The sequence below is a fragment of the Acrocarpospora corrugata genome (genome assembly GCF_009687845.1).
GTDB classification, from domain to species: Bacteria; Actinomycetota; Actinomycetes; order Streptosporangiales; family Streptosporangiaceae; genus Acrocarpospora; species Acrocarpospora corrugata.
The window spans coordinates 110,059-117,705 of sequence record NZ_BLAD01000059.1 but is presented as its reverse complement, the minus strand read 5'-3'; the positions used below and the strand labels follow the sequence as shown (position 1 = coordinate 117,705).

The window sequence follows — 7,647 nt, the reverse complement described above, 5'->3', positions numbered from 1 at the left end:
GTGGCATTGGGCCTGGACCGGGACAGGCGAGGTATATCGAGAAATGGGACGGCCCGCCGAGGCGATCGATTTCCATCGCCGTGCCGCAACCGTATTCCGGGATCTCGACGATCGATGGCAGCTGGCCTTGGCACTGGACAACCTGGGCATTGCACAGCGTCTTGCCGGGGAGGCGACGTCCGCCGAACGGAACTGGCGGCGTGCTCTGGACATACTCGCGGACTTCGAGGATCCGAAGGCGCGATCGATGCGCTCCCTGATAGCCGAGATATTGAGTGGACCGCTGTAGTCCTGGCGGTATCGCTGCTATTTAGGAGAAAGCCAAGGCTTGTCAGGCTGGGTCCCCTGGTGGGGGAAGGCGGGGCGGCAGCGTGGGGACCACCCGGCGGGGGCGGTCGGCGGGGTTGGCGGTATGTGGGGGCGTGATGGCGAGATGGTCGAGGGCGACCTCGATGGCGCGTTCGAGTTGGGTGTCGACGCCCTGGGCGTACTCCTGGGGGGTGATGTCGACTTCGACGTCGGGGTCGGTGCCGTAGTTTTCGACGCGCCAGCCGACGTCGTCGAAGGCGAAGGAGAATTCGGGCTGGGTGGTGATGGTGCCGTCGGCGAGGTGGTGGCGGGGCCAGATGCCGACGACGCCGCCCCAGGTGCGTTTGCCGACGAGCGGGCCGAGGCCGAGGAGTTTGAAGGTGTGGCAGAAGATGTCGCCGTCGGAGCCGGCCCATTCGTTGGTGAGGCCGATGATGGGGCCGCGGGGGGACTCCTGGGGGTAGGGGGTGGGGACGCCCCAGCGGGGGAAGTCGTAGCCGAGGCGGCGGCGGGCGAGTTTCTGCAGGAGGAGGGCGGAGACGTCGCCGCCGCCGTTGAAGCGGACGTCGACGATGAGGGCTTCGCGGTCGTATTCGGTGAGGTAGCCGCGGTGGAATTCGGCGAAGCCGTCGGGGCCCATGTCGGGGACGTGGACGTAGCCGACGCGGCCGGTGGTGAGCTGGTGGACGAGGGCGCGGTTGGCGGTGACCCAGTCGCGGTAGCGGGCGGGGGTCTCGTCGGCGATGGCGCGGATGGTGACGGTGTGGGTGCGGTCGCCGCGGCGGATGGTGAGTTCGACCTCCTGGTCGGCGAGGTTGACCAGGAGCTGGTTGGGGCGGGCGTCAGGGCCGGTGGGGTGGCCGTTGACGGCGACGATGGCGTCGCCGGGGCGGACGTCGACGCCGAGGCGGTTGAGCGGGGAGGTGGCGTCGGGGTCCCAGCGGTCGCCGCCGACGATGTGGGCGATCACGAAGCGGCCGCCGGTGTGGGTCCAGTCGACGCCGAGTTTGCCCTGCCAGTACTGCGGGCGTTCGCGGTACTCGCCGCCCGATTCGTACGCGTGGGACGTGCCGAGTTCCCCGAGGAGCTCCCAGAGCAGGTCGGAGAACTCGCCGCGGGTGGTGACGCGGTCGACCAGCGGGAGGTACCGGTCGTAGACGGCGTTCCAGTCGACGCCGGCCATGTCCTCGTCCCAGAAGTTCTCGCGCTGGAGCCGCCAGGCCTCCCGGAACATCTGCCGCCATTCGGCCTCGGGGGCGACGGACACCTTCACCCGGTCGAGGTCGATCCAGCCGCCGGCCCGGTCGGCGCCGTCCTCGTCGGGGAGGGGTTCGCCGGCCTGGACCACGCGGAGGCGGTTGCCGACGCGGTAGAGCAGGGTGCCGCCGTCGCGGCCGAGCTGGAAGTCGGTGAGGTCGGTGGCGAGTTCGTCGGACTTCTGTTTGGCGAAGTCGAAGCAGTGCAGGGTGACGCCGTCGCCGTTCATGGGGGCGGTGGTGTAGAGGACCTTGCCGCGGAGCCCGGCCACCCGCTCGTACCGGCCTTCTGGGAGGGGGAAGGCGACGATGCGGTCGGTGAGGCCGTCGACCTCGATGGTGAGGTCGGGGTCCTCCTCGGCGTCGGGGTCGTCCTTCAGGGGGCGGGGTTCGGCGACGAAGGGGGAGGGCACGTCGGCGCGCAGGGCCAGCGCGTACGGCCGGGTGCCCATCGGGAAGCCGAGGTCGAACTGGAGCTCGTCGTAGACCGGGTTGAACACGCGCTGCCCGAGGAAGTACAGGTAGCGGCCCTGCGGGTCGAAGGCGGGGCGGTAGTCGCGGAGCACCGGCACGGTCGCGGTGACCGCCGCGTCGCCGGCCACGTGGAACAGCTTGATCGCGGTGCTCTGCGGGGCGACCGGGCACGCGTACGCCAGCCACGAACCGTCCGGTGACCAGGCCGGGTCCTCGATCGCGCCGAACGGGCTGGCCTCCACCTCGGTGACCGTGACCTGCTCGCCCAGCTCGACGATGAGGATCTCGTTGCGGTGGTTGCAGACCGCGAACCGGTTCCCGGCGGGGGCGACCTCCAGCGCGGTCACCCGGCCGGTGTCGTGGCTGTCCAGGCGCAGCTCGCGTTCACCGCCGGAGAGCACGACCAGGATCTCCCGGTCGCCGTCGTCGCTGGCGGCCGCGACCAGACGGCTGTCGCCGAGCCAGGTCAGGAAGCGGTACCTGACTCCGTACGGCTCGCCGTGCTGGCGGACCGGGCCCTCCCAGCAGGCGAAGGAGAACGCCTTGCCGCGGGTGGTGACGGCCAGGCCGCTGCCGTCGGGGTTGAGGGTGGCGCTGTCCAGGTAGTGATCGGCGGGGACGAACCGCCGGTTGCGCTGGGTGCGGGAGCTGCCGAGCCGTACCTCGATCGGGCGGGGGTGGCCGGCGGCGGGGTCGAGCAGGTAGAGGTCGGCGCCGGAGTGGTAGACGAGGCGGCGGCCGTCGGTGGACAGGTTGCGGGCGTAGTAGTCGGCGTGGTCGGTGTGGCGGCGCAGGTCCGCGCCGCTGGGGGCGCACGAGTAGACGTTGCCGACGCCTTCGTGGTCGGACAGGAAGTAGATCCGGTCGCCGACCCAGCAGGGGGAGGCGAGGTTGCCGGGGAGCGAGATCAGCCGCCGGAAGTCGGCGCGGCCGTCGCGGATCCAGAGGTCGCCGACGGTGCCGCCGCGGTAGCGCTTCCAGCGGGCGGGGTCGGCGGTGTTGCGGCCGAGCACCACGCCGGTCGGGCCGTAGGAGATGGTGCCGGCCGGCCCGTAGGGGAGGCGCTCCGGCACGCCGCCGGGGGTGACCCGGTGCAGCCAGCGGTAACCGGTGAACGGCTGAGACTCGTCGCTGGCGTAGACGATGGCGCCGGTCGGGTCCCACCCGGTAACCGTGCAGTCGGCGCCGTGAAAGGTGAGCCGCCGGGCGGCGCCGCCGTCGGCGGGCATCACGTAGACCTCTTCCGGGCCTTCGTCCTTGCCGACGAAGGCGAGCTGGGAGCCGTCGGGGGAGAAGCGGGGGTAGGACGCCTCAGCCACCCCGGCGGTGAGCCGGAAGGCGCGTCCGCCGTCCACGTGCGCCATCCACAGGTCGTCCTCGGCGGCGAAGACCACCACATCCCCGAAGATCGTGGGAAAGCGCAGGTATGCCGGCATGGTGCCCCCAGAGAAGGATCAGCCCGGGACGTCGGACCGTCCCGGGCTGTCGTTTCAGGTGACCGCGTCAGTTGTGCTCGGGGCGCTGGGCCTCCCGGCTCGACTGCGCGGGCCTCGGCTGCTGCGCGGGTCTTGACGTCTGCGCCGACTGCGCGGACTGGGTGGATGAGGATTTCGAAGAAGGCGAGTCCTGGCCACCCTCGCGGCGGGCGACGCGGGCCTCTTTGATCGCGGCCTTCTTCGCCTTGCCCGTGGCTTTGGTCGTCTTCTTCTTCGGACTGTCAGGCATCTTTCCCCCGTTTTTGGTGTTATGCGGCTTATTTTCGCATCTGAGCGGTTGATACCCATTTATGGGGATTAACACCCGTGGTCGGCGGTCGTGTCAGAATGGGGCCGACGATTGTTCTGGATGATTGTTCTGGAGGCGTCCGGTGACCCAGTTCGACCTGGCCACGTTGCAGGAGGCGATCGCGGCAGCCGTACCGGACCGGGACTGTCTGGTCTGGCGGGAGCGGCGGCTGAGCTGGCGGCAGGTGGCGGAACGGACCCGCAGGCTGGGCAACCTGCTGCACGAGCACGGGCTGGGCCGGACCGACCAGGTCGCCATCTATCTGCTCAACGGTCCCGAATACCTGGAAGCCCTGCTCGGCGCCCACAAAGCCCGCGCGGTGCCGTTCAACGTGAACTACCGCTACACCGCCGACGAGCTCGGCTACCTGTTCGCGGACGCGAAACCCGGGGCGATCGTCTACCACGCCCGCTTCGCGCCGCTGGTGGAGAAGGTCGCGAAAGGCGCGCTGCTGCTCCAGGTCGCCGACGACTCCGGCCACCCGCTGCTCCCGGGCGCGCTCGACTACGAGGGGGCGCTGGCCGCCGCCGCGCCCGACCCGGTGCCGGTACGGCCCACGCCGGACGACCACCACATCATCTACACCGGCGGCACCACCGGCATGCCCAAAGGCGTGGTCTGGCGGATCGGCGACCTGCTCGAAGGACCACTGGCCATCCGGTTCCGCTCCCTGGAGGCGCTGGCCGCGCACGCCGCCGCCTCCCGGCGCAAGGTGCTGCCGGCCGCGCCGCTGATGCACGGCACCGGGCTCTGGTTCGCGCTCAGCGGCTGGTGCCTCGGCTCGACCGTGGTGATCGCGGACCGGGTGGACCGGTTCGACCCGCCGAGCCTGCTGGCCACCCTGGAACGCGAACAGGTGACCGGCACGATCATCGTGGGGGACGCGTTCGCGCGCCCGCTGGTCGAGGAGCTGGAACGGCGGCCGTACCGGCTGGCGCTCGGCATGATCGGGACCTCCGGCGCGATGCTCAGGGACGGCCTGGCCGGACGGCTGGGCGAGCTGATCCCCGGCGTCCGGATCGTGGACACGCTCGGCTCGTCGGAGACCGGCAACAGCGCGGTCCGGCTGGACGGCGGGCCGTTCGTGCCGGGCCCGGAGACCGTGGTGCTGACGGCGGACCGGACCGGACGGCTGGCGCCCGGGAGCGACGAGGTCGGCTGGCTGGCCAGGGGTGGCCCGATCCCGCTGGGCTACCTGGGCGATCCGGACAAGACGGCCAGAACCTTCGTCGAGCTGGACGGTGAGCGGTTCGCGATCCCGGGGGATCGGGCCCGGCTGCGGGCGGACGGCACCATCGAGCTGCACGGCAGGGAAGCGACAGTGATCAACACAGCCGGCGAGAAGGTCTTCGCCGAGGAGGTCGAGGTCGTGCTGCGCGCCGTGCCCGGCGTCGTGGACGCGCTGGTGGTCGGGCGGCCGAGCGAGCGGTGGGGCCAGGAGGTGGTGGCGGTCGTGCAGAGCGACGTGCCGGATCGGGAACTCCGCGATGCGTGCGCCAGGCACCTGGCCCGCTACAAGCTACCCAAGGACTTCGTCAGGGTCCCGCATGTGCGCCGTCATCCGAACGGGAAGGCCGACTACGCCTGGGCGCGTGGGCTGATCTAGCCACCTCGAACCAGACGGTGGTGCCGTGATCCGTGCTCAGCGCCCCCCAGAGCGGGGTGAACTGCGACACCAGGTGCACGCCCCGGCCAAGCGCGGGGCGGGTCCAGCACGGGCAGCGGGACTGGGCGGAGAGCACCACCCTGGCGGTGTCCGCGGTGGTGGTGACCGCGATCGTGTAGCCGGCCAGATCACCACAGGTGATCGTGTGCCGGAGCGACTCGGAGATCAGCTCGCCGGCCAGCTGGACGGCGTCGTCCCGGCACGGATGGGCCGCGCCGAGGCAGCGGGAGATGAACCGACGGGCCGCGCCCGCCTCCGCGGCATCGCCGAAATACGGCCGCGAGATCACGGTTCTCTCCGCGCGGTTGAGAATTGTCATTCTCTGATAACTCCCTGTGCACCTGTACAGACAGGGCTCACCCGAGTCCGTGGCAAACTTCAATTCATCCTGCACCGTCGAAAGCATCTTTGCAATCCTGCGAATGCAATATTGCAAAGTGCCGTTTGTGGGGAGTTGTCTGCTTTATGAGCGTTGGACGCAGCCCTACGGTCCGGCTGAGACGCCTGGCCGGCGAGCTCATCCGGTTGCGCTGTGAGGCCGGCTATTCCCGCGAGGAGGTGGCCCAGCTCCTCGGACTGGCCAGCTCCACGGTGTATCGGATCGAGACCGGGCACACCCGGCCCCAGGGCCGGACCATGCGGGATCTCCTCTCTCTCTACGGCGCCAACGGACACGAGCGGGACGCCCTGCTCGAGCTGATCCGGGACGCCGGGCGTCGCGGGTGGTGGCACCATTTCGGGGATGTGCTCCCCGGGCCGTACGTCGGACTGGAAGCGGAAGCGGCCAGTGTCCGGAACTACGAGCCGGTGATGCTCCCGGGACTACTGGAGACCGAGGCGTACGCCCGCTCGGTGATCAGTGCGGCTCTGGTGGAGGACCCCGGCGAGATCGAGCGGCGGATCACCGTACGGCTGGAGCGGCAACGGCGCCTTTCCGACCCGGCCTTCGAACTCTGGGTGGTCCTAGACGAGGCCGCCCTGCGGCGTCCCGTGGGGGGACCGTACGTCATGGCCGAGCAGTTGCGCAGGCTCCAGGAGATCGCCATCCAGCCGAACGTCACCATTCAGGTGTTGCCGTTCGACGCGGGGGCCTACCTGGGGATGGGCAACCCGCTGGCGATCCTCACCTTCCCTCACCCCGAGGATTCCGACGTCGTCTTCCTGGAGAGCGCGGGCGGGGAGCTTTACCTGGAGAGCTCCGATGACGTCCGCCGCTATGCCCTGGTCTTTGACCATCTCCGCGCGGCCGCGCTCAGCCCGGAGAAGTCCGTAGAGAAAATCGAATCGGTCGAGAAGGAGATGGCATGACGGGCGTTCAGCCTACGGATCTGGCCGACGCGACGTGGCGTAAGGCCACCCGATCGAACACCCAGGGCAACCAGTGTGTCGAGGTCGCCCAGCTCAAGCACGGGATCGCCGTGCGCGACTCGAAGGACCCCGAAGGGCCCAACCTGATGTTCACCCCGGGCGAGTGGGACGCCTTCGTGCATGGGGTGAAGGGCGGGGAATTCGACCTGTCCTGATCCCTGAATAAACCCGTACGGCCCGCGTGCCGCCTCCCGGCGCGCGGGCCGTACGTCTGACCGAGCTCGGACGTCACACGCAGGCGGCGCGGAGTTCCTGGTCGAACGTGCTGCTCTTGGTGGTGAACTCGGTGATCGAGTTCGGGTCGGCCGGGTCGATCTTGAGGCTGCCCCAGGTCTCGGCCATGGAGTCGAGCGTCTTCTTGAGGTCGCCGTCGGCCTTGGCGGAGATGTCGGTGAGCTTGCCGGACAGGTCGGCGTTGGCCTTGTTGATGGCGTCGAGGTCGGTGCCGGCGCCGGTGACCTGGGAGGTGTAGTCGAGCAGCGCCTTGGTGGCTTCTGCGCACAGCGCGGTGTTGGCTCCCAGCCCGCAGGCGGTCAAGAAGGTGGTCGCGGCGACGGCGACGATAGCGAAGCGAACGATTCTCATCGGAGCGGAAGCCTTCCTAGTGTTCTCGGGACGTCAGTAACGCTAGGGAGGCGTGCTTGCGGATGGCTTTCACGCGGCTTACAACTCTTTACCCGGACCTTATCTGGCGCGACGCGTTCTGAAAGATTCAGGTATTTCCTGGGGGTCAGCCGTGGTTTTCAAGGGCATCAAACCATGATCACTGGGAGCGCTCCCATACAAGAG

The 7,647-nt window shown here is 69.4% G+C and carries 8 protein-coding genes; 4 read left to right on the top strand and 4 right to left on the bottom strand.

The features are described 5' to 3' along the window. Positions 1–289, top strand: a 289-nt coding sequence (locus Acor_RS23055) for a tetratricopeptide repeat protein (RefSeq protein ID WP_155338800.1), incomplete at its 5' end; no start/stop codon positions are given. A 42-nt stretch (positions 290–331) separates the two neighbouring features. Here Acor_RS23055 and Acor_RS23050 read toward each other — a convergent pair. Together Acor_RS23050 and Acor_RS23045 are read right to left on the bottom strand one after the other, a co-directional pair. Next, positions 332–3,475: a S41 family peptidase gene (locus Acor_RS23050; protein WP_155338799.1), complete on the bottom strand. Its 3,144-nt coding sequence runs from the start codon at positions 3,473–3,475 to the stop codon at positions 332–334. Positions 3,476–3,542: 67 nt separating this feature from the next. After that, the gene (locus Acor_RS23045; RefSeq protein WP_155338798.1) at positions 3,543–3,764 is read right to left on the bottom strand and encodes a hypothetical protein; all 222 of its coding nucleotides are present in this window, start codon (positions 3,762–3,764) and stop codon (positions 3,543–3,545) included. A 142-nt stretch (positions 3,765–3,906) separates the two neighbouring features. Between Acor_RS23045 and Acor_RS23040 the strand changes: the two genes are divergently transcribed. Then, positions 3,907–5,430: an AMP-binding protein gene (locus Acor_RS23040; protein WP_155338797.1), complete on the top strand. Its 1,524-nt coding sequence runs from the start codon at positions 3,907–3,909 to the stop codon at positions 5,428–5,430. Here Acor_RS23040 and Acor_RS23035 read toward each other — a convergent pair. Then, a complete protein-coding gene (locus tag Acor_RS23035) occupies positions 5,360–5,809 on the bottom strand; it encodes an ATP-binding protein (RefSeq protein WP_155338796.1) in 450 nt (149 codons plus the stop codon). The two genes, Acor_RS23040 and Acor_RS23035, sit on opposite strands and share 71 nt — an antisense overlap. A 146-nt stretch (positions 5,810–5,955) precedes the next feature. On the opposite strand from Acor_RS23035, the gene Acor_RS23030 reads away from it, so the two are divergent. Then, entirely contained in the window at positions 5,956–6,798 is an 843-nt protein-coding gene (locus Acor_RS23030; protein ID WP_155338795.1) for a helix-turn-helix domain-containing protein, read from the top strand. Further along, positions 6,795–7,013: a DUF397 domain-containing protein gene (locus tag Acor_RS23025; RefSeq protein WP_155338794.1), complete on the top strand. Its 219-nt coding sequence runs from the start codon at positions 6,795–6,797 to the stop codon at positions 7,011–7,013. The genes Acor_RS23030 and Acor_RS23025 overlap by 4 nt, the downstream gene beginning before the upstream one ends. A 73-nt stretch (positions 7,014–7,086) precedes the next feature. Here the strand turns inward: Acor_RS23025 and Acor_RS23020 are convergent, their stop codons facing one another. After that, positions 7,087–7,443 carry a hypothetical protein gene (locus tag Acor_RS23020; protein ID WP_155338793.1) on the bottom strand — a complete coding sequence of 119 codons (357 nt, stop codon included), beginning with the start codon at positions 7,441–7,443 and terminating at the stop codon, positions 7,087–7,089. Between the last annotated feature and the right edge of the window lie 204 nt (positions 7,444–7,647).